Here is a 19,113-nt window from a genome sequence, read left to right on the forward strand (position 1 = left end):
CGAAGCATCTGGCGCGCCACCGTCACGGAATTGTCAAACTGTTCTCAGGGTCCTCACAGGTTGACCGGAGCGTGCGCCCTGCTGTCCGGAGCCAAAGCACTCAGCAGCCACGACGCGTCGACCAGCGACAGCGCGGTGGCGTCGAGCAGGCGTGGGTGCAGCGCGTAGACCTCCGTGCCGGCCCGTGGGGTGAGGTCTCCGCTCAGCACCCCGACGAAATCGGACCGGGATGCCGCATCCTCGTCCCACACGCGGTCCGGCTCGAGTCTGGCGATCAGTCGCCGGGCGAACGTCGCCACGTCCTCGGCGGGATCACGCAGGTAGCCGACGACCGATCCGTCATCACACCGGACGGCGATCTCGTCGGTGCGGGCCGCGGCATGCCAGCAGCAGATCTCCCACAGACTGACCCGATCACCCGAGCCGTACACGTCCTCCAGCGCAGCTGACATCAGCGCCAGGTGGCCGCCGTACCGGGCGACGTTGTGACCGTAACCGGCGGCGCTGAGGTTGATGTCGTACCAGCGCAGCTCCTTGGTGTGCAGGTCGATGCCGAACGGGAGCAGGATCTTGGCCGGGCCGGACAGGTCGAACCGCTCCTCGACCGCGGCCGGATCGAACAGTCCGACCGGCTGCCGCATCACTCCGACGAAACCACGCTCGAGCTGGTCGAACGGGACGTTGTTGTAGCTGAACACGACCGGCAGCACATACCGCCCGCCGACTCGGCGCAGCTGACGCAGGTCGAGATCCACGAACTCCGTTGAGCCGCCCGGCCCTGGAGCGGACGTGAGATCGCCCGAGTGCACCAACGCCTCCTGGTCGAAGCGCAGGAGCGTGTAGTCGCAGAGCCCGACGAAGTCCCACTCCTCTCCGAACACAGCGACCGACAGGTCCAGATCGACCCGCTGCTCGGGCGGCTCGACCCAGTGCAGGAACAGCCGCAGCGAATCCTCCGGTGGGATCGCTACCGCGCTCCCCCGAGTCATCCGGCGCAGCGACGCAGACGAACCGCGCTCCGAGCCCGGTGCGGCCAGCCTGACGAGCTCCTCATCCAGGAACGCGCGCCGCCACCGCGGCAGGTCAGTGGCTCGGCGCAACATCTCACCGACCAGTACGCCGGCCAGCGCGGCCGCAAGCTGGGATGGCAGCGGCTCTCTGCTGTCGACGGTCGTCCAGACCCGAGTGCTGCCGCCGCGAGGGAAGAACAACCGCAGGTCGCCCGGCGGGGTACGCACCTGTCCGAGTGCGGCAGTGATGACGACCGGCGACACGTCCGAGACCGCAGTGGCCACTGCGGTCACCAGATCGCCGTGCTGGTCGGCTGGTAGCTCGCGGGCGAGCTGCACCAGTCTCCGCAGCAGCTCTCCCGGCCGCTGCCGCAGCAGATCGAGCGCGAGCCCAGGACGGCCGTCCACGAACGCGCCCTCGACGCGCGCGGCGAAGGTGCGCATGAGCAGTCGCCCGCCCTCGAACCGCACGAACGGATGGTTGGCCGCCTCGGCCAGCAGCGCCCGCCCGGTCCCGGTATCCACCTCGAGATCGGTACGGCGCAGTACGGCGAAGGCGAGCGCCGCGCGTGGATGCTTGGTCGCGAACTCGAAGGGGTGCAGCACCTCGCCCATCCGCTTCCAGGCGCGCTCGTGCCGCAGCATGTCCTCGATCAGCGCCTCGGCCGGCAGTCTGTCCAGGCGAGCCAGCACCAGACGCCTCGTCGCGCGGGACAGCGACTTGCGGCGGACCGGCGGAGTCCGCAGACCTGGGTCCGCGTCCATCAGCGCGTAGAGCAGTCGCAGCAGGTCGGTCGCCGTACTGGCTCGGTCGATCACGGTGGGCTCGTCGGCCAGGAAGTGTGCGAGCACCACGGCTCGGGTCTCGCGGACCGGGATGTCAGCCGGCAGCCAGGACACGTCTGCCACCTGGAGCAGCACCTGCAGGTCGGCACGATCGACGGCAGCCGGCGGAGTACGTCGTACTAGCAGGGAATCGACGGTGGTGCGGATTGCGTCCGGACCGGCCAGCGACAGCAGGCGAAGCCGATCGGAGCGGACCTGGCCTTCCGGCACTCCGTCGAACGACGGCTCCAGGAACGGGTCGCTCGGATCGATCCGGCGCAGACACAGCGGGCAGGCGCTCAGGTCTGCGCCGTCCCAGCACGTGTGGCAGACCAGGTGTGCGCAGGGCGAGACCGGATGCACCGACTTGGCGTCGCCACAGAGCACGCAGGGCTGCTGGGGCTCTTGGAGCAGCCGGGCGAAGACCCGGTTGATGTAGAAGGCTTCGGTGTCGGCCGGGACCGTGTCCGGGAAGCCACGGAACAGTAGGACGTGGTCGGTGTCGTGACCGGACTCTGCGTCGAGCAGGTCGAGCAGTGCGCCGCCCAGACCAGCCAGAGCGGGAGCAGACAGGCCGGCGCAGTGCCGGTAGAGGCCGACCGAGAGCAGGAAGCCGCGCTGGATGAGGTCGGCCTGCAACGCGGACATGCCGGCCTGGATCGTCAGCGGACGCCGCAGCCACTGCCAGGCAGAGCTCCGCACCGGCGGAGTCAGCGCGACCGCGTCGACCAGTCGCCGGCGCCGCAACAGAACGGCAGCAGCCTCCCGCATCGCGTCCTCCCCGCAAGACGTCATGAGTGAATGACGCCAGGGGCGGAGAGTGGCCGCGCTACTTGGCCTGGTGAAGGAGAAGGAAGCACGTCCAGGAGCCGCCCCTGGCAAGAAGAACGCTACCGGGCGCCACCGACAGTTTTTGCGGCCCGGCTCGGGCGGCTGCTCAGAGAGCCGCCCGGACAAAGAGAAGTCCGGCACCAGGGTCGGGGCCGCCCCGCCCAGACCCCGGTACCGGAACATCTACAGAATAGAACCTTTGATCAAACCTCACGTCACTGGGTAGCCGTTTTGGACATGAGATGGCACTGATGCGCCGCCAGCAAACCTTTGAACCACACCGGATCCGTGCCCGAAACCCCGACTCGTCACGGACGGGAAGTGTGGGCCTACGGACAGTGGATCGACTCCAGGCGTCCGCGGCACTGAATCCGTAGCAGGCCGGCTCCGACAACTGGCACTGATGCGCCAGGCCTTCCCGTGGCGGCGGGCGCGCCTGGTCGCGCGCCCGCCGCCCGGGAGGAATTCGCCTCGCCTGATTTCCCGCTGAACCGCTTCGGCGGGCCGCCCGGAGAATTCCGGGAATTATCTCCGGGTGGCACTCCGTAAAGTATTTGTAAAGAATTCCAAGAAGGTTCCGTGGATCACCATTCGTTGCCGTTGGTGAACCACTCGTTGCCGCCTCCGGCCGGCCGGTGCAGCCACTCGTTGCCACCCTCCGTGAACGCCGCGTTCCCGCCGTGGAACCACTCGTTCCCGCCGTGCAGCCACTCGTTTCCGCCGCCTGCCAAGCGCCCGCTGGAGCCGCGGAACCACTCGTTGCCGGTGCCGATCCTGTACATGGTGGGATCCTTCCTTCACCATCCGCCAGATGGAATAACGCGCGGTCCGGGATGACCTCGCGTGAACAGGCAGTTACTATTCAGGAATAACCGTTCAGGTCTATCCGTGTGAGGCCACATGATTCTGATCGGTCGGAGCAAGTGGGTGCCACCCCGCCAATGGACGCTCTGGTCGTTGCCACGCCCGGCGCTGAGCTATGTCCTGGGTGTGGAGGCTGTCGCAGTCACGATCACCGCCTTGGCTGTGGCCTCGACGATCTTCGGCGCCAAAGCCGGCGTCAGGCCCTCCGAGTGGATCGCGTTCGCAGTGCTCGCGACCGCCTCGATCCTGCATCTGGAGTCCGCCCGCGGAATCGAGCGGCGACGCGAGATGGCGGCCAACAGCTCGCCGTACACGAACTTGAAGAGCCTCTGGGTCTTCGCCGGCCTCCTGCTGCTGCCACTCAGCTTGGTGATCGCTCTGATCGCCGTCTCGTACGGGTACTCGTGGATCCGCGTCTACGGACGGACAGTCGCGCACCGCAAGGTGTTCTCCGCGAGCACGTTCATCCTGGCCAGCGCTGCGGCCACCGCCGTACTGCGTGGTGGTGGGCTGGTCACTGAGCCGCGGGTGCCGACCGGTCCGTTCTCGCTGATCGTCGTGCTGGGTGCTGCGGCCACCTGGTGGCTGGTGAACTTCGCGCTGGTGATCGGCGCGATCCTGATGTCGTCCCCTGATGCCACTGCACGTGGTGCGCTGGGTGACCTGTCCGATCAGCTGGTGGTGGTCGCCGGCCTGGGCCTCGGGGTGGCAGTCGGTGCGCTCCAGGCGTCGTACCCCTGGGTTGTGCCGATCCTGATGGTGACGGTGCTGGCGCTGCACCGCGATCTGCTGCTACCGCAGTTCCAGCGTGCGGCCGGGACTGATGTGAAGACCGGTCTGGCGACCCCGGCGTACTGGGCGAACGCAGTGCCGGTTGAGCTGGCGCGGGCGGAGACTCTGCGCAGCACGGTTGGCTTGCTGATGCTGGACCTGGACAGGTTCAAGGAGATCAACGACACCTACGGTCACCCGGCTGGGGACCAGGCCCTGAAGGCTGTCGGTCAGAGCATCCGTGCGGAGGTCAGGCAGGGCGATCTGGTCGCGCGGGTCGGTGGCGACGAACTGGCAGTGCTGCTGCCCGGTGCTTCGGAGACTGAGCTGCTGGAGGTCGCGGAGCGAATTCGCGACCGCCTGAGCACGCTGACCGTGTCCGTCGACACTGCGGCCGAGGAGACGGCAGTGCTCAGCGGTGTGCCGGCCTCGATCGGAGCTGCTGTCTATCCGGACGTCGCGAAGACCATGGATCAGCTGGTGCTGGCTGCCGACAACGCATTGCTCTCCGCCAAGCGAGACGGCCGGAACCGCATCGTCGCGGCCCAGCCGAACCCACCTGCTGTCACTGACCACGCCGACCAGCCGGTCGACTGAGGTTCAGCGCACTCGAATCAAGGCCTTCCCGAGCAGTGCGCGCTGCTCGAGGGCCGTGTGCGCGTCTGCCACGTGGTCCAGGTCAAAGACTCGGTCGACCACCGGCACCAGGTCGCCAGCGGCGGCCCGCTGCAACACCTCCTCGTTGGTCACCGGCGTCGAGACGAGGTCGACCCGCAGGTCTGCGATCCCCTTCACGATGATCCCCCGGCGCTCCGCGTCGGCTGGGTCGTAGGGCGCGAAGGTTCCGCTCGGTGCACCGTGCGCGGAGAACCAGCCACCGTCTTTGACCACACCGAACGCTGTCGCCCCCAGCTCACCGCCGGCACCTTCGAAGACCAGGTCGGCGCCGCGGCCGCCGGTCGCTTCGAGGACAGCCTTCTCCCAGCCCGGCTGTGAGTAGTCGATCACCACGTCTGCGCCCTGTGCCTTGCTCAGGTCGAGTTTGGCCTGTCCACGCGCCGCAGCAATGACATGCGCGCCAGCACGGTGGGCGAGCTGGATCAGCAACAGCCCCATGCCGCCTGCCGACGCAGTGATCAGTACGTCCTTGCCCTGTAGATCCGGTGCCAGCCGCTCGAGCAGCAGCGTGGTGAAACCGTCGCCGGTCACGGCGACCACGGTCTCCAGGTTCAGACCGGCAGGTACCTCGGACAGGGTGTCGACGGCCGCGACTACCAGCTCGGCGTGCGCGCCGAAGTCCACACCGCGCCCGACGACGGTCTTACCGATCCAGGAGTCCGGTACGCCGGGGCCGGTCGACCGCACTCGTCCACCGAACCGGGTGCCCGGCACGTACGGCGGCTGTACGTCGAAGAACCCTCCATGCTGGCCACGGCGGATCGCCGTGTCGACGAAGATCATGTCGGCCACCTCGACCTCGACCAGCACCTGTCCCGCGCCCGGAACCGGGTCAGGCCACTCCTCGGTCCGGATCACCGAAGGGTCGCCGTACTGGGTCACCACTGCTGCATGCATTCCTGCTCCTTGGTCGTCGAGTAGCCCCCAGACTCGTCCCTGAACCTTGGTTGAGGTCAAGCCGCCTCGAAGTTGTCCACAGGCCTGCTCCGGCGATGAGAAAGTTGTCGGTCGTCCGGCGTACTGTGCAGGGCATGTTCGACGCCGTCTTCGTGCCAGCCGACCCGCCCCGAGCGGGCCGTTTGGCGTTGTACGGCGAGGTCGACGCGACCGACTCGACCGTCAACCTCGTGCTCCCACAGGGATCGCAGGTCCGGAGGACGTCGGTCTCGGCGAGACTGCTGACCATCCCGCAAGCGCTTGAGCTGGCGGCGACACCGCTGCAGGGCAACGCAAGTTGGGAGGCGTGGCGAGCAGCGGCCTTGGCCGGGCTCGGGCTGATCGCGCGCGGCCGGCTGGTGCCAGACCTCACCCCGAGTGGGTGGGGCGGCTGGCGGGTCGCTCCGCTGGATCCGCTAGACCGCGGCTGGCTGAAGCAGCTGGCCGCCGCGATGCCGCCGTACGGGCATGCGTTGCCGATCGAGGGCTCGCGGCCGGTGCGGTTGGTCGATCCGGAGCAGCTCATTCGGGCGTTCTGGGATGCGATCGCGGACACGCTCGTGCGGAGTCCAGCAGCTGCGGTTTCAGTGGATGCCGGAGCGGCGCCGTTCGCGGCTATCGAGCCGGTGGCGGTGACCGGGCCGACGGCGTGGTTGGCCGAGAGCGCGCAGAGCGAGGACGCGGGAGCGCGGCTGGTGCTGCGGATCGAGCCACCGTCTGTGGAGCTCTCTGACTTTCAAGCCGTCCTGCAGCTTCGGAGTGAGCTGGATCCGAGTCTGCTGGTCGATGTGGCCGACGTCTGGACCGCACCAGCGGCGGTGCTTGCCGCGCTGGGCGAGCGAGCGGAGACCGATCTGCTGCTGGCTTTGCGTCGCGGAGCGCGGGTGTGGCCGCCGCTGTCGGCCGCGCTACAGGACGCGGCACCGGCGGCGGTCGACATCGATGACGAGGCATTGGAGGAGCTGGCCGAGGGCAGTACGGCGCTGGAGGGCGCAGGTATCGAGGTGCTCTGGCCAGCTGAGCTATTCGGAAGCGGGCTTGCCGTTCGCGGGACGGTCGGGACTCCGACTCCCGGAGCCGTGACCGGGCCTGACTTCAGTTTGAGCGATCTGGTCGCGTTCCGGTGGCGGCCGATGCTGGACGGGGAGGAGCTGACCGAGCAGGAGGTCGCCGCGCTCGCGGAGGCGAAGCGGCCGATGATCCGGATGCGCGGGCGTTGGGTGCGTGTCGATCACGACCTGGTCCGGAAGCTGCGCCGCGCCGGCGCGCACAAGCTGACCGGTGCGGAGGCCCTCGGGGCTGCTCTGACCGGGACGATCGCGATCGATGGTGAGCTGGTCGCGTTCGACGCCGACGGGTCGCTGGCGGAGATGCTGGCCCGGCTGCGGTCGGGTGACGAGAATGCTCCGTTCGTTGAGCCTGCCGGGCTACAGGCCACGCTTCGCGACTACCAGCGCCGCGGAGTCGCGTGGATGGCGCAACTGGCCGATCTCGGGCTCGGTGGTTGTCTGGCCGATGACATGGGCCTGGGGAAGACGATCCAGGTCATCGCGCTGCACCTGCTGCGGCGTGGTCGCGGGCCGACTTTGGTGGTCTGCCCATCGACGCTGCTCGGCACGTGGGAGCGGGAGTTCGCCCGGTTCGCGCCTGACGTTCCGACGCGGCGATTCCATGGGGCGGGGCGATCGTTGAGCGATCTCGCGCCGGACGAGGTGGTGCTGACGACTTACGGCGTTGTTCGGCAGGATCATCGGGTGCTCGGCGAAGTGCAGTGGGAGCTGGCTGTCGCCGACGAGGCACAGCACGCGAAGAACCCGTTGTCCCGGACGGCCCGCGCACTGAGGACGTTGCCGTCGGCAACCAGGATCGCGCTGACCGGGACACCGGTGGAGAACCGGTTGTCCGAGCTCTGGTCCATCCTGGACTGGGCCGCCCCCGGGTTGCTCGGCACGTTGGACCGGTTCCGGCAGGACATCGCCGTGCCGGTCGAGCGGTATCACGACGAAGAGGCGACGTCCCGGCTGGCGCGGATCACCCGCCCGTTCCTGTTGCGGCGGCGCAAGATCGATCCGGGGATCGCGCCGGAGCTGCCACCGAAGACCGAGCAGGACGTTGTCGTGCCGCTGACCGGGGAGCAGGCGACGCTGTACCAAGCGGTCGCGAAGGAGACGCTCGCGGAGATCGAGGCCGCCGAAGGGATCGCGCGACGTGGGCTGGTGCTCAGTCTGCTGACTCAGCTCAAACAGATCTGCAACCATCCGGCCCAGTTCCTGCATCAGCCGGGGCCGTTGGAGCGGCGGTCCGGCAAGCTGGCCGCGCTCGACGAATTGCTCGATGTGATCCTGGCCGAAGGCGAATCAGTCCTCATCTTCAGCCAGTACGTCGAGATGTGCCGACTGATCGAGGCTCACCTGGCGACGCGTGGCGTGCCGACACTGTTCCTGCACGGCGGGATCGGGGTGCGGAAGCGGGAGCAGATGGTGGCACAGTTCCAGGCCGGCGAGTCGCCCGTCTTCCTGCTCTCGCTCAAGGCTGGTGGTGTCGGGCTGACGCTGACGCAGGCGACCCATGTCGTGCACTACGACCGCTGGTGGAATCCGGCGGTCGAGGATCAGGCGACCGACCGCGCGTACCGGATCGGCCAGGATCGGCCGGTGCAGGTGCATCGCCTCGTCACGGAGAACACTCTGGAAGACCGAATCTCGGCGGTCATCGCGGCCAAGCGCGAGCTGGCCGATGCGGTGATCGGCTCGGGTGAGGCGTGGCTCAGTGAGCTGTCCAACGCGGAGCTGTCCGAGCTTGTCGAGCTGTCGACCGGGCCGGCTCGTTCGGGGTCGGCGAGTGGGTACAACCCTTCTGCTGTTGGGAAGGCGCGGCCATGAGCGACCGGACGCCATGGCAGGGCTGGCGCGACAAGGGCGAGAACGCGGGGCTTCCCGCGGCACGAGGTCCGGGCAGCCGGCGGCCCTTCGGCGCGACCTGGTGGGGACGCGCCTGGCTGGAGGCGTTGGAGCAACGGGCCCGACTCGATCCGAACCGGTTGGCGCGTGGGCGTTCCTATGCGCGGCGCGGCAGCGTGCTGGAGCTGACGGTCACGCCCGGCGAGGTCGAAGCCGTTGTGCAGGGCAGCCGGGTGAATCCGTATCAGGTGACGGTGCGGATCCGCGCGTTCTCGGGTGCCGAGTGGGATGCCGTGCTCGACGTCGTGTCTGCGCAGATCGGGCGCGTGGCGGCGTTGCTGGATGGGGAGCTGCCGCCCGAGGTGGTTGATGATGTCCGAGCCGCTGGGCTGGATCTCTTGCCTGGCGCGGGTGAGATCCTGACGAACTGCAACTGCCCCGACTTCGCCGTGCCGTGCAAACACTCGGCGGCCGTCTGCTACGTGATCACCGACGCGCTCGACAGCGATCCATTCGCGTTGCTGCTGCTTCGGGGTCGTTCCAAAGACGACCTGCTGGCGGCTCTCCGCGCGCGTCGCGGGACGTCCGAAACCGCGCCTGTAGTCAAGGCCGCTCCCCCGGGCATCCCCGCCCGCGCTGCCTATGCGGCTCGGATCGGTGTCCTGCCGGTGGTCCCGCGGCCCTTGCGGACGGCGCGGACGCCGGCCGCTGTGCAGGCGCTGGATCCACCTCGATCGTCGGAGATCGACGTACGGGATCTGGTGGCGTTGGCTACCGACGCTGCACAGCGCGCATGGGAGTTGGCGTCCGGTGACGGCGCTTCCGTGCTGACCTTCGAGCAGGATCTCGCGCGCCGCGCTGCACTCCTGACCGGTACGGCGGAATTGGCCGAGCTGGCGCATCGCTCCGGCGTACCGGCTCGTCAACTGACCAGCTGGGCGGCCGCCTGGCGCCTAGGCGGCCCGGGCGGCCTGTCAGCAGCCGTGGATTCGCCGACCGACCTGGACCCGGAGGCCCTCGCCGAAGCCGCGACCCTGATGCCGAAAGCATCCGTCGAAGCCAACCGCATCACCGCCGGCAAACGCCAACTCCGCCTAGGCCCCGACAACCTCTGGTACCGCTTCGACCAACACTTCGGCGACTGGACCCTCAGCCGCCCACCATCCCCTTACCCACAAGAGCTCCTGGACTCCTGAAGGTTGGCTAGCTGGACGGCAGCTGCCCCAGCCATAGGCCACGAGATCCCTGGTCGCCGACCGCGCCATCCCCTTGGCCATCTGATCAGCCCGCCCGAAGGCGTCACCCGCTCGCCTCGGTGGCCGAGCTGCTTACCGGTGGACCTTTGCGTGGCTCTACTGCCTCGGAGCGGCAGCAGATCCCCGCAAACCCCAACGTCCGAAGAACCGTAGACCCGCGCTCCGATCTTTCGGACGTCAGCGCGGCGGCCGGCCGTTCGACGCCGTCCCCAGCCGTGCCGCACGCGTCGATGCATGCCCTCAGTGTCGGGAACGACATGTAGTGGTCGACCTGCAGACGGCGGCTCGCGCCTGCGGACGCGCGGCCGGATCGCCTCGTGGAGTACTACAACGTGTCCTTGCCGACGGCGAGCCGGATGCCGGGCCGCCCCTCCGAAGGACAGGACGTATAGCTCTACCGACCGCGATCATCACGCTCACCGTCGGCGGCCCAAGGATCCAGCAGACGTATACGTCCTGTTCCTCGGACGATCCGTCGGGAACGACATGTAATGGTCGACCTGCGGACGGCGGCGCACGCCTGCGAACGGGCGGCCGGATCGGTTGGTGGGTACTACTACGTGTGCTTACCGACGGGAGTGAAGGGCATGGGGGCTGGTTGGGGGGTGCGGTTCCAGGGTTCGGTGAGGGGGGTGGGGCGCCAGCGCCAGGTTGGTGGGGTGGGGGTGTTGGGGATTTGGGTTCGGCCGGTTAGCCAGCGGAGGTTGAGCCAGGGGTCGTCGGTGGGGTGGGGTTCGTGGGGGAAGGCTCTGGCCAGGAGGCGGGTACAGAGGTCGGCGGGTGGGGTGAGGGGGGCCGCGAGGGTCACCGTGAGGTCGTGGCCGTGGATGAGGGACTCGGTGCAGGCCATGGCGGTGAAGCCTTCGGGGTCGCCGATGCCCCAGGGGTGGAAGGCGCGGACAGTTGGTGGAGTCGATCGGACCACCAGGGCGAGGATGCGGCCGGCGGCTTCGAGGAAGTCGAGGACGCCGGCGGGTGGTGCCAGCTCTTGGGCGCTGGCTGACCAGCGGACGTACTGCGTGGGGGCAGCGACGGCCAGCTGGGTCGCCCAGTGGAGGTGCGCCTGGGCGATGTGTTCGGCGGTGGTGCGGCAGGTCCAGTCGAGGGAGCCTGCGAGTACGGACCAGTCCTGGTCGGCGGCTGGGCGTAGAGCATCGACGACGCAGGTGACTGCCGTGTCGAGGTCGTCCGCGGTGATCAAGGGTTCTCCTCCCGTTGCGGCGTCTCCGAGTGTGGGCCGCCGGGAGAAAAAGAAACAGTCTGTTTCTTGGTGCTCGATTCTGTGTTAAATAGAGGGAAGGCGCAGCGACGTCGCCGCCTCCAGCGCCGGGATCAGCTGGTCCGCGATCTTCCGATGACCGGCGACCGACGGGTGGATGTTGTCGGTGCAGTCGTCTTCGGTGATCCAGCCAGTGGAATCGATCAGTACGACGTTCTCGTCGTCGAGTGACTTCACGGCGGAAGCGATCACGTCCGCGTGCTTGCCGTTGAACGGCGTGAGCGCGACCACCGTCGTCGATGGGTACGCCGATCGCACGCGGCCGACGTACTCGCCGTAGTGCTCCGCTGTCAGCGTCTCGTCGTTCACCCCGAGGTTGACGATCACCACGTCGGGCGCCTCGATCCGCTCGGCGGGCGAGCCGGCGAAGTTCCAGCCGAAGGACTCCAGCCCCGACGGCACCTCGCCGTTCCCTGGCTTCACGATGCCTTGGCTGCCGAAACCGACCTGGTACGACGTCGCTCCGAAGGCGCGGGCGGTCAGGTACGCGTAGGACACCGCACCGTCCACTCCCTCCGACTCGATCTCCGGGCCGATCGCCCGCACGCCCTGCGTGATCGAGTCGCCGTAGAACTCGAGCCGCGGTCCACCTGGGCGGCCCCTGAGCCGCAGGCGGGAGTTCACGTCGAGCACCAGACCGGCGAACACGACCGCGCTCTCGAACGGCGGGTTCCACCGGTTGGCGTGCTCGTTGACGTCCTTGACGACCACCTCGACCGTGTGGCGACCGGTAGGCAGGGACAGGTCGACGACCGACTCCTCGATCACGTGCAGCGCAGGTTCACCGTCGTTGAGCGTGATCCACAGGTGCGGAGCGACCGTCAGACCGGTGATGTCGAAGAGCAGCTGGACCCGCTCCCCCGCGAAGGAGAACGTGAGCCGCGACCCGGAGTTCACCGTGATCGCGACGCCGGGCTGGTGACCCCACTGCCCCTCCAGCACGATCCGCGGGTCTGACGGGGCGACAACCTCGCCCGGCTCGAACGGCACGTTCCGACTCCTTGTCCTTGGGGAAGCGCCATTCTTTCACCACCCGCTCTTGTGGGCCCGCGCCTCGAACAGCAGGATCCCGGCGGACAGCGCGACATTGAGCGAGTCCGCCTGGCCCAGCATCGGGATCGAGACCCCGTTGAAGCCCTGTGCGTGCCACTCGGCCGACAGCCCCGAGCCCTCCGAGCCGACCACGAACGCGGTCGGTCCGTCGTACGGCGTCTCGCGGTAGCTCCCCTGAGCCGCTGGATCGGCCAGATGCACGGCGAAACCGTTCGAGCGCAACCAGTCCGCGGCGGTCGCGATCTCGTCGAACTCCAGCACCGGCGTCGACAGGACCGTGCCGCGGCTGGCGGAGTACACGGCCGGATGGCTCGGCCTGGCCCGCCTGCTGGTGAGGATCAGACAGTCGGCGTCGGCTGCGTCGACTGTCCGAATCAGGGTGCCGAGATTGCCGGCGTACTCGACTCCGTCCGCGACGAGGACCAGCGACGAGCTGGTGAAGCGGAGCTCGCTCGGCTCCCAGACCGGGAGGCGCGCGATCGAGAGCAGACCGTCGGAGCGGGTCTTGCGGGACAACCGGTCGAGCAGCTTGGCCGAGATCCGGTAGACCCCGGTCGCACGCTCGGCGATCCGGTCGACCGGGTACGTCGTACCGGCTTCGGGGCACCAGAAGAAGGCTTCGAGCTGAGTGTCGGTGGCGAGGAGGCGGTCGTGTTCCCACGCGCCTTCGACCAGAATCCGGCCGGGAGCGGCGTCCTTGCGGACGGTGAGCAGGTCGCGGACGGCCGGGTGCTGAGCGCCAATGGCCGGCGCAGCAGGATGCACAGTCATGTGCGGGACTCCGTACTGGAGAACTGAGCAGCGCACCGGGGACCCTGTCGCGGGTCGCGCACCGGTGTGTGAACGCCCTGACCGAGGTCAGTGGGGCGTTGTGGTCCTGACGCGGTCTACCTGGACCGCGTCAGCCACGCTGAGGCTGCTTCATAATCGCGATGGTAGGCAGCGCCGGCCACGCTCGTCACCAGGTTTTCCACAGGCTCGGCGGGCCCGGTTTTGGTCTGTCGGGGTCGATGGCTAGAGTCCTTTTCCTGGTCGCCGCTCGCTCGCGGGAGCGGCACCACACGGGAGGAGTACGCATGGACGCGACATTGCTGGACGCCGAGGCCGAAGCGGCCGTGCTGCGCGTCTACCGGCAGGTGTTCGCCGTGCTCGCCCGTGAGGCCGGGGCGATGATCGTCGATCCGGAGCTGCTGGACGCCGATCAGGCCATCCTCGACGCGTTCGCCGAGGCCGGGAGCGACGGGTTGACCGTCGAGCAGGCGACGCTGGCCTGCCGCGCCTATCCGCACGACGTGATCGTCCGCCGGTTCGAGGTGCTCCGGCAGTACGGCGCGATCACCAAGCTGGTCGACCGTCCGAACGAGTTGCGCCACCGGGCCGCCTTCGCGCCGTACGTGATGCTGATGTTCCTGCGGCGGATGTCGGTGCAGGGCGGTCAGGGTGAGCTGCACCAACTGTTGACCCTCGAGGCACACAGCGTCAGCGACCCGAGCGCGACCGAGGACCAAGGGTTCGCCTCGATCCAGCGGCTGACCAAGGTCTTCCGGCTCCTGGGGAACGAGTTGGCCATTCTCGTCTCGACCAGCACGACCGCTCAGCTCCGGGAGAACGCCCAGCTCGCCTGGGGCAACGAGCGGCTGATCGAGCAGGCCGAGAAGGTGCACCGGATCGTCCTCGAGCGCTGGCCGACGCTGCATCGCGCCTGCACCTCGCTGCGGATGTCACTCGCGGCGTACGCCGATGCTGTGCAGCTCGCGGCGGGGCGCTTGGTGGAACGAGCCGGTACGACGCGTGCGCTCGGGCTGCTGCCGATGGAGACCTGGGTGACGTTCACCCGGGGCAGTGAGCCGGATGTGCTGGCCGCGGTCCTGGACGGACTGATCTTCGACGCGGCCGCGCCGGACTTCTCACCGCAGACGATGGTCGAGGCGGTCGAGACCGGTCGCCGATCCGGTACGGCGCGGATGGCGCCACCCCGGCCGACAGCGGATGTGGATGCTCCGGAGTCGGCTGCTGCGACGGATCGCGAAGAGCTGCGGTCGGAGGCTGAGCGGGTGCTGGCCGGGCGGCCGTCCGTGGACATTGTCGAGGTCATCGATGATGCGGGCGACTGGGTCACCGCACGACGGGTGCTGGCCGAGCTGACCGCGGCGCACCTGCATGACGAGCTGGACTACGAGCTGGTCTGGTCGGACGGGATGCGAATCGATCCCGAAGCCGGGACGCCGTGGGCGACCGAAGGCGTGTTTCGGAAGGTGGCCCGATGAGCACGCCGTCCGAGGCCGTCGAGCGACGGCTCTACAACGCGCTGTGGTGGGCGAAGGTGCAGTCCGGCGGTCCGATCGCGGTCGATCCGGATACCCCAGCCGTGGCTGGGCTGACGCGCGCGGCTGAGCCGGACGGTTCCACGGTCTGGCTGGTGCCGACGATGCCCTCGGGCGCGGGCCACGCCGTACTGGATGAGCTTGGTACTCCCCCGGTCGCTGTCGAGCAGCCGAACGAGACAGCGCGGGTGCTGGCGATCGTGGTCGCCTGCTGCTGGACCGACCGCAGCGGCTCGGCCTGGCCGGGCGCGATCGGCACCCTCACCCAGGTTCGAGCCGTGTACGCCGGGATGCGTGGGCGGGCCGAGCAGTCGAGTGACCTGACTCTGATCATCGGCAGTCTGCGCCGCCTGCACGCTACTCACTGGATCCGTTGGGACGAGAAGGCGGCTGAAGTGCGTCTCGGACCCCGCGTCATCAACTGGAGCCCCGCCGACCAAGCCACCCTCCGCGATCTCTGCCGCCACCTTCCAGACCCACCCCCAGCGGTCCTCATCACCACCCCCGACGTCCCCGAGTCCGATCCGCTTCCCGCGAGCGACGGCGTACCGGAGGTTGGGGATGAGTGAGTTGCAGCATGCGTTGTTCGATCCGCTCTTGCAGGATTTGAGCGACCGGGCGCGGGACGAGGTGCTGGCTGCCTTTAGTGCGGTGCAGTATGCGGCGCATCCGGTGGCCGAGGTGCAGTTGGCCGGCTTGCGGGATGTGACGCTGCGGCGGCAGGTGCAGAAGATGCTGAAGCTGATCGGGCGCGTGCTCGTTCAGGTTGACGGCACGCATTGGACGTCCGGGTACGCCGATGACATCGCCGAAGCGCTCACCGCGCAGGGGTGGCAACCGTTGTCGGTCGTCGACCGCGCTGTCCTGGTGCTGGTGCTCATCCATTCGGTCGCGATTCCGCGCAGCGAAGGCATCCTCACCGGCGACAGCTGGAAGTCGGCGCGGCCCACCACCGTGGACGAGCTCCGGACCACCAGGATCAGTGGTGAAGAGCGACGGCTCGCCCTGCAACGACTGCGCGCGGCCGGGCTGATCCAACTCTCCGGTGATCACTCCGGTGGACCCAGCTACATCCCGGGCCCACAACTGCAGCGGCTGACTCCAGCGGCGCGAAGAAGGCTGCAGGACCAACTCATCCTGGCCGCGGCCCCGGCCAGTCCGATCGCCGAAGCCATCCGGGCCCGCAACGGGACGGCGACCGCGCTGGACGACGCATCAAGTAGTGCAGAACAAGAAGAAGGAGTCGCATGAGCAGCACGGTGGAGGACGGTCCGTTCGACATCCTCGGGTCGAAGGTGCTGCTCGGTGTCCAGGTCGTCGACCTGTCCCGGCTGTCCACGCACCCGATTCCGATGGTCGGCCAGGGTCTCGTCACAGTCGCGGGCCAAGGCCCGACCGACTCGAACGGTGCCGGCAAGTCGTCCTGGATCGCAGCGCTCAGTCTTCTGCACGCGGACGACCAGTGGCGGCTCACCAGTGGCGCGCCCGGTGCGGCCGAGCTCCTGTTCACCGCCGAAGCGGCCGGCCAGGAGGGCAACTGGTCGAACGTCGACCGCGGCTACATCGTCGGTGTCTTCTCCGATCCCGATCTGACCGAGCTCGAAGAGATCGAGGCGGCCGCGATCACCGTCTGGATCCGCATCAACCGCAAGGCGTCGTACCTCGATCTGCGCTGGAAGAACGGACTCCACGTCCCGTACGGCGTCACCGAGGCCGAGCGGGCCGCCGGAGCCGACGCGTTGTGGGCCGCGCTCCCGCACTCCAACGGCCGCACCGATTTCCACGCCAACAAACTGTCGAGCGTCCTGTACGGCGGCCAGGTCCGCTGCGTCTCGTTCCTGTCGACCTCGGTGCGCTCAAGCCCAACCGCGAACCTGCTCGCCGAACCGCTGAATGAGCTGGGCCCGGCCCGGATCTTCAACGCCATCGCGACCCTGACCGGGCTCGATCACGAGCTCGAGCAGGAGCAGGCACACCGCTCGGCCGAGCACACGCAGCGCGAGGCGACCAAGCAGGCGACCGCCGACCTGCAGCGCTGGGAGCAGGAGATGGCCGCGGTCGAGGCCGGCATCCTGCAGCGCGGCGCGGCCCGCGACGCGCTGGCTGCGGCCAAGGAGTCCTGGCAGGCCAGGTGCGCGCGGCACCTGATCGATGGCGATGCGCGCAACGCCGAAATCCTGCATGAGCTCGGCGAGCTTGCGGAACGAGTCGCCGAGCAGGAGGCTCGCCGGGAAGCCGTCGACGCGGCAATCGATGCCTTTGGCAACGAAGAGGTCTTGCTACGCGACGTCCAGCTGACCCGGCAGGAGCGGGACAAGCTGGATGCCCGCGACCGCGATCTCGACCTGGCCCAGCGCTCGGTGCGCGAGCAGCTGGAGCGGCTCGGCCAGGAGCACCGGCGGTTGTTGGACGCGGGCCGTTCTGCGGACGGCCGCGACCTGGCCGCAGCGGGTGCGGAGCAGACCGAAGCACGCGAAGCGCTTGAGGAGCACATCGGTCGCGACCACGCGGCCCGGTCAGCGGTCGACTTCGCGTCCGCCGAGCTGCGTGAGGCCGAGAGCGGTCAGACGGTTTCCGCTGCTCAGCAGCAGGTGCTGGAGAACGCCGGGCTCGAGTGCGGCGCGCTTACCGACATCACCGACCTGCCTGCCTCGGCTCGATCCGAGTGGGAGCCGCGGCTGGCGCCGTACCGGGAAGCCGTTGTCATCGATGCGGGTGACGCGGCCGTTGCTTCGGCGGCGCTGGCTGACGCCGGGTACGCCGGATTCCTTCTGGTGCTGGCGAATCGGCCCGGTGCCAAGCGCGCCAAGGGTGTTCCGGCCTCTGCCGACAAACGCTTCGCGCTCGATGCCTTCTTCACCACGCTCGCCGAGCGCGCGACCAAGGAGAACATCGACGACGTCGCCGGCGTTGTCGCGGTCGGCCAGTTCGACGAGCCGCTGACCGGTCGGACGGCGCGCATCGAAGCGGCGCGCCGCCGGGTCGAGGCCGCCGCCGAAGCCCGCGCCGCAGCATCAACCGCGCTGGAGCAGGCCCGGGCACGCGTCGACCAGGCCGAGCGCCGGACGGCGGCCGCCCGCGCGCTGGCCGACGCCGAGTCGGTCCAGGAGCAGATCCTCGCGCTCCGTGAAACGATCGACCGACACGAGAACGATCGCGACTCGCTCGCCCCGCAACTCCAAGCAGCCAAGGAATCCGCCGAGGCCGCGGCCGGTCAGCAGCTCGTCCGGGACGAGCGGCTGAAGAACCTCGAATCCACCCGCCGCGACCACGATCGGGTCCTCGACGATCTGACCGGCCGGCGGCTGCGGCTGCTTGAGGAGCAGACCGCTCTCGACCTGACCAGCCGGATCACCGCCTGGGGCACGACTCCGGCCGAGGCCGAGGAGTTCCTGCTCGGGCTGCCCGACGACGCCCAGCGCCGGACGACAGCCGACTGGAACCACCAGGCCTGCACGCAGCTCGACGACGTGATCCGCCGCTGCTTCCCGAACGCCCGCTCCCGCGAGGAGATCCCGGCCGAGCTCTGGGAGATTCTCAACGGTCCGGACGGCTGGTCCAACGGGACTCTCGGCGCGCGCGTCGGCCTGGTCCCCGCGCTGCACCGGACACTCAGCAGCCACCTCGCGCAGCACGAGACCTTCGACAGCCTGCAGCAACAGCAGATCGCCAACCAGCGCGCCGAGCGCAACGCCGCGCTGGAGCGGGCCCGCGAAGGTCTCGGCGAGGCCGAGAGCACGGCCCGCGCCCACCGCGCATCTCTTGCCGACGGCATCAAAGCCCGGCTTCGCCTGGTGTCGCAGGAGTTCGACCGGCTCGACCAGCAGTACGGCGGGTATGGCGCGAAGCTCGAATTCCCCGAGCCCGACCCGCCCGCCGAGCCGGACAAGCCGTGGCGCTGGACAGTCACTCCGAAGTGGCGACGTTCGGAGGGCGGCCCGTTCTCGGCGTTCAACGTCAAGGGCAACACCGCACAGATGGACGAGAAGGCGGTGAAGCTCGTGTGTGCCGCCGCACTCGCCGGCGGATCCGACCGGCCACTGCTGCTGATCCTGGACGAGCTCGGCCGCAACCTGGGTTCGCAGCACCGCCGAGAGGCCGTGGCGCTCTTCGAGCAGATCGGCCGCGACCGCAACATCACGGTCATCGGCGCGCTGCAGGACGACATGGAGCGCTACGCCCTCGCGTCGTCGCGGCTGTACGTCAAGCTGCGGCGCAGCTCGGACACCATGGCCTACAACCAGGCACCGGTCGTCAAGGGCAACGAGGAGTACGCCGCTCGGGTGGAGCTGCTGCGGTCGTGGCTCGAGTCGTATCGAGGCAAGACGCCGACGCTCGAGATGGTGTCGCCTACTCTCACGTAGACAAACCCAAACCCAGACAACA

The 19,113-nt window shown here is 68.7% G+C and carries 13 protein-coding genes; 7 read left to right on the forward strand and 6 right to left on the reverse strand.

The features are described from left to right. Positions 1–53: 53 nt before the first annotated feature. Together OG474_RS01585 and OG474_RS01590 are read right to left on the reverse strand one after the other, a co-directional pair. A complete protein-coding gene (locus tag OG474_RS01585) occupies positions 54–2,606 on the reverse strand; it encodes an MXAN_6230/SCO0854 family RING domain-containing protein (RefSeq protein WP_405060355.1) in 2,553 nt (850 codons plus the stop codon). 644 nt (positions 2,607–3,250) lie between these two features. Beyond that, positions 3,251–3,448, reverse strand: coding sequence for a DEAD/DEAH box helicase (locus tag OG474_RS01590; RefSeq protein ID WP_405060356.1), 198 nt, complete (start codon positions 3,446–3,448; stop codon positions 3,251–3,253). Between the two features lie 118 nt (positions 3,449–3,566). Here OG474_RS01590 and OG474_RS01595 point away from each other — a divergent pair, with 118 nt between their 5' ends. Continuing rightward, positions 3,567–4,898, forward strand: coding sequence for a diguanylate cyclase (locus tag OG474_RS01595; RefSeq protein ID WP_405060357.1), 1,332 nt, complete (start codon positions 3,567–3,569; stop codon positions 4,896–4,898). Positions 4,899–4,901: 3 nt separating this feature from the next. Here the strand turns inward: OG474_RS01595 and OG474_RS01600 are convergent, their stop codons facing one another. Beyond that, positions 4,902–5,876, reverse strand: coding sequence for a zinc-binding dehydrogenase (locus OG474_RS01600; protein WP_405060358.1), 975 nt, complete (start codon positions 5,874–5,876; stop codon positions 4,902–4,904). A gap of 95 nt (positions 5,877–5,971) precedes the next feature. On the opposite strand from OG474_RS01600, the gene OG474_RS01605 reads away from it, so the two are divergent. Then, positions 5,972–8,797, forward strand: a complete 2,826-nt coding sequence (locus OG474_RS01605; RefSeq protein ID WP_405060359.1) for a DEAD/DEAH box helicase — start codon at positions 5,972–5,974, stop codon at positions 8,795–8,797. Beyond that, positions 8,794–10,011: an SWIM zinc finger family protein gene (locus OG474_RS01610; RefSeq protein ID WP_405060360.1), complete on the forward strand. Its 1,218-nt coding sequence runs from the start codon at positions 8,794–8,796 to the stop codon at positions 10,009–10,011. The genes OG474_RS01605 and OG474_RS01610 overlap by 4 nt, the downstream gene beginning before the upstream one ends. A 616-nt stretch (positions 10,012–10,627) precedes the next feature. Here the strand turns inward: OG474_RS01610 and OG474_RS01615 are convergent. The 3 genes from OG474_RS01615 to OG474_RS01625 all read right to left on the reverse strand — a co-directional run bounded on the left by OG474_RS01615 (position 10,628) and on the right by OG474_RS01625 (position 13,174). Further along, positions 10,628–11,272, reverse strand: a complete 645-nt coding sequence (locus OG474_RS01615) for a hypothetical protein (RefSeq protein WP_405060361.1) — start codon at positions 11,270–11,272, stop codon at positions 10,628–10,630. An 84-nt stretch (positions 11,273–11,356) separates the two neighbouring features. Continuing rightward, positions 11,357–12,340 carry a GDSL-type esterase/lipase family protein gene (locus OG474_RS01620; RefSeq protein WP_405060362.1) on the reverse strand — a complete coding sequence of 328 codons (984 nt, stop codon included), beginning with the start codon at positions 12,338–12,340 and terminating at the stop codon, positions 11,357–11,359. 36 nt (positions 12,341–12,376) lie between these two features. Continuing rightward, positions 12,377–13,174, reverse strand: a complete 798-nt coding sequence (locus OG474_RS01625) for a TrmH family RNA methyltransferase (RefSeq protein ID WP_405060363.1) — start codon at positions 13,172–13,174, stop codon at positions 12,377–12,379. Between the two features lie 305 nt (positions 13,175–13,479). On the opposite strand from OG474_RS01625, the gene OG474_RS01630 reads away from it, so the two are divergent. Genes OG474_RS01630 through OG474_RS01645 form a run of 4 tightly spaced genes read left to right on the forward strand, consistent with a single transcriptional unit; the run spans position 13,480 to position 19,091 of the window. Next, complete coding sequence (locus OG474_RS01630) at positions 13,480–14,670, forward strand: hypothetical protein (RefSeq protein WP_405060364.1); 1,191 nt, start codon at positions 13,480–13,482, stop codon at positions 14,668–14,670. Beyond that, a complete protein-coding gene (locus OG474_RS01635) occupies positions 14,667–15,296 on the forward strand; it encodes a hypothetical protein (RefSeq protein ID WP_405060365.1) in 630 nt (209 codons plus the stop codon). Before OG474_RS01630 ends, OG474_RS01635 begins: the two co-directional genes overlap by 4 nt. Continuing rightward, a complete protein-coding gene (locus tag OG474_RS01640) occupies positions 15,289–15,978 on the forward strand; it encodes a hypothetical protein (protein WP_405060366.1) in 690 nt (229 codons plus the stop codon). Before OG474_RS01635 ends, OG474_RS01640 begins: the two co-directional genes overlap by 8 nt. Then, positions 15,975–19,091: a chromosome segregation ATPase gene (locus OG474_RS01645; protein ID WP_405060367.1), complete on the forward strand. Its 3,117-nt coding sequence runs from the start codon at positions 15,975–15,977 to the stop codon at positions 19,089–19,091. The genes OG474_RS01640 and OG474_RS01645 overlap by 4 nt, the downstream gene beginning before the upstream one ends. The last annotated feature ends 22 nt before the right edge of the window (positions 19,092–19,113 follow it).

It is taken from the genome of Kribbella sp. NBC_01505, from assembly GCF_045040285.1.
GTDB lineage: Bacteria > Actinomycetota > Actinomycetes > Propionibacteriales > Kribbellaceae > Kribbella.

What these genes read in the sequence shown, in the direction of transcription:
- OG474_RS01585 (WP_405060355.1), bottom strand. Translation starts at nt 2,606, where the DNA reads ATGCGGGAGGCTGCTGCCGTTCTGTTGCGGCGCCGGCGACTGGTCGAC.
- OG474_RS01590 (WP_405060356.1), bottom strand. Translation starts at nt 3,448, where the DNA reads ATGTACAGGATCGGCACCGGCAACGAGTGGTTCCGCGGCTCCAGCGGG.
- OG474_RS01595 (WP_405060357.1), top strand. Translation starts at nt 3,567, where the DNA reads ATGATTCTGATCGGTCGGAGCAAGTGGGTGCCACCCCGCCAATGGACG.
- OG474_RS01600 (WP_405060358.1), bottom strand. Translation starts at nt 5,876, where the DNA reads ATGCATGCAGCAGTGGTGACCCAGTACGGCGACCCTTCGGTGATCCGG.
- OG474_RS01605 (WP_405060359.1), top strand. Translation starts at nt 5,972, where the DNA reads ATGAGAAAGTTGTCGGTCGTCCGGCGTACTGTGCAGGGCATGTTCGAC.
- OG474_RS01610 (WP_405060360.1), top strand. Translation starts at nt 8,794, where the DNA reads ATGAGCGACCGGACGCCATGGCAGGGCTGGCGCGACAAGGGCGAGAAC.
- OG474_RS01625 (WP_405060363.1), bottom strand. Translation starts at nt 13,174, where the DNA reads ATGACTGTGCATCCTGCTGCGCCGGCCATTGGCGCTCAGCACCCGGCC.
- OG474_RS01630 (WP_405060364.1), top strand. Translation starts at nt 13,480, where the DNA reads ATGGACGCGACATTGCTGGACGCCGAGGCCGAAGCGGCCGTGCTGCGC.
- OG474_RS01635 (WP_405060365.1), top strand. Translation starts at nt 14,667, where the DNA reads ATGAGCACGCCGTCCGAGGCCGTCGAGCGACGGCTCTACAACGCGCTG.
- OG474_RS01640 (WP_405060366.1), top strand. Translation starts at nt 15,289, where the DNA reads ATGAGTGAGTTGCAGCATGCGTTGTTCGATCCGCTCTTGCAGGATTTG.
- OG474_RS01645 (WP_405060367.1), top strand. Translation starts at nt 15,975, where the DNA reads ATGAGCAGCACGGTGGAGGACGGTCCGTTCGACATCCTCGGGTCGAAG.